The following is a 1,280-nucleotide window of genomic DNA, read 5'->3' as shown; positions in this document are numbered from 1 at the left end:
TGGTCAAGACCCCATTTCGTAGACATTTAGAAAGACCCCGGCCGTCAGGCCGCAAACTGACGCCTAAATTCACTAGGCGTCAGTTTTTTTAGCTTCAGTTGAAGACGCTGCTCATTGTAAAAATGTATATAATCCTCAATTCTTCTTTGAGCATCTTGAATATCTCGTATATCATAAGGAAATAGAGCTTCGGTTTTCAAATGAGAAAAGAAGCTCTCCATCGAGGCATTGTCTAAACAATTGCCCCGGCGTGACATGCTGATTTTGGCGCCAACCGTAGGAAGCATGTCGTGGTAAGCATGGGACGTGTACTGGAATCCCTGATCACTGTGAACGATCAGTCCAGTCACGTCTTTTTGTGTCTCAAATGCTTTCTTAAAAGTCTCAAGAACAAGCGCATTGTCATTACGCGAACTCATATGGTAAGCAACAATTTCGAGTGTACACAGATCCTTGATTGCTGAGAGATAGATGCGTTCATCCCCAATTCGGTATTGGGTAACGTCAGTTACCCATTTTTGGTTTGGCTTCTGTGCGAAAAAGTCTCGATTAAGTAAATTTTCAGCTACACGTCCATCGGAAACGATAGATTGAAAGGTAGAGATATAGGTACGCTTACGACGGATGATTGCTTTAATCCCTAAGTTTTGCATCAACCGCAATACCTTTTTGTGGTTTACGTTATAACCATACTGGCGCATGAGTTCTGCTTGAATTCTGCGATAGCCGTAGATACCTTTCCTTTGTCTAAAGATCGATTCAATTAATTCCTTTAAAGCTTTATCTTTGTTCTGTTTTCTAGTGGCGAGGTACTTATAATATCCACTTCTCGAGACACCTAACGTGTTACAAATCTCAGTTACCGTAAAGGTTGAAGACAATCTTTCCACAATGCGGTATTTTTTTCTTACACCTCCTGCATCCAAATTTCCAAACACTTTTTTAGAATTTCATTCTCACGTTTTAATTTTTGAACATGTCTCTCTTGGTCAATATACGTCTCACGACGTCCGCGTCGATCCAGTAGTCCGAACTCCCCAAGCCGTCTATATTTTCTCATCCACTTCTTCACTCGATCTCTATCCTGAATCCCCAGATGTTCTGTAATTCTTTTGTATGTCCATTTTTCCTCAAGGTGTAAACGGATGGCTTCCCGTTTGAGTGTTTCAGGATAATTCATATACTTTTTCCTTTTATCTTCCATGAAAAATGCACCCCCTAAAGTTAATCGGTAAAACCACGGGGGTTTTTCCAATGTCTACTTTAAGGGGTGCATTTCA

General features: G+C 40.9%; 2 protein-coding genes. Both read right to left on the bottom strand.

Going from position 1 to position 1,280, the window contains the following annotated elements; translation table 11 throughout:
- Positions 1–44 precede the first annotated feature (44 nt).
- The gene (locus tag C7R91_RS29050) at positions 45–926 is read right to left on the bottom strand and encodes an IS3 family transposase (RefSeq protein WP_047070290.1); all 882 of its coding nucleotides are present in this window, start codon (positions 924–926) and stop codon (positions 45–47) included.
- A complete protein-coding gene (locus tag C7R91_RS29045; RefSeq protein WP_047070291.1) occupies positions 908–1,204 on the bottom strand; it encodes a helix-turn-helix domain-containing protein in 297 nt (98 codons plus the stop codon). The genes C7R91_RS29050 and C7R91_RS29045 overlap by 19 nt, the downstream gene beginning before the upstream one ends.
- Positions 1,205–1,280: the final 76 nt, after the last annotated feature.

The organism is Brevibacillus formosus, assembly GCF_003013405.1.
GTDB classification, from domain to species: domain Bacteria; phylum Bacillota; class Bacilli; order Brevibacillales; family Brevibacillaceae; genus Brevibacillus; species Brevibacillus formosus.
This window is presented reverse-complemented; position numbering and strand designations above follow the sequence as displayed.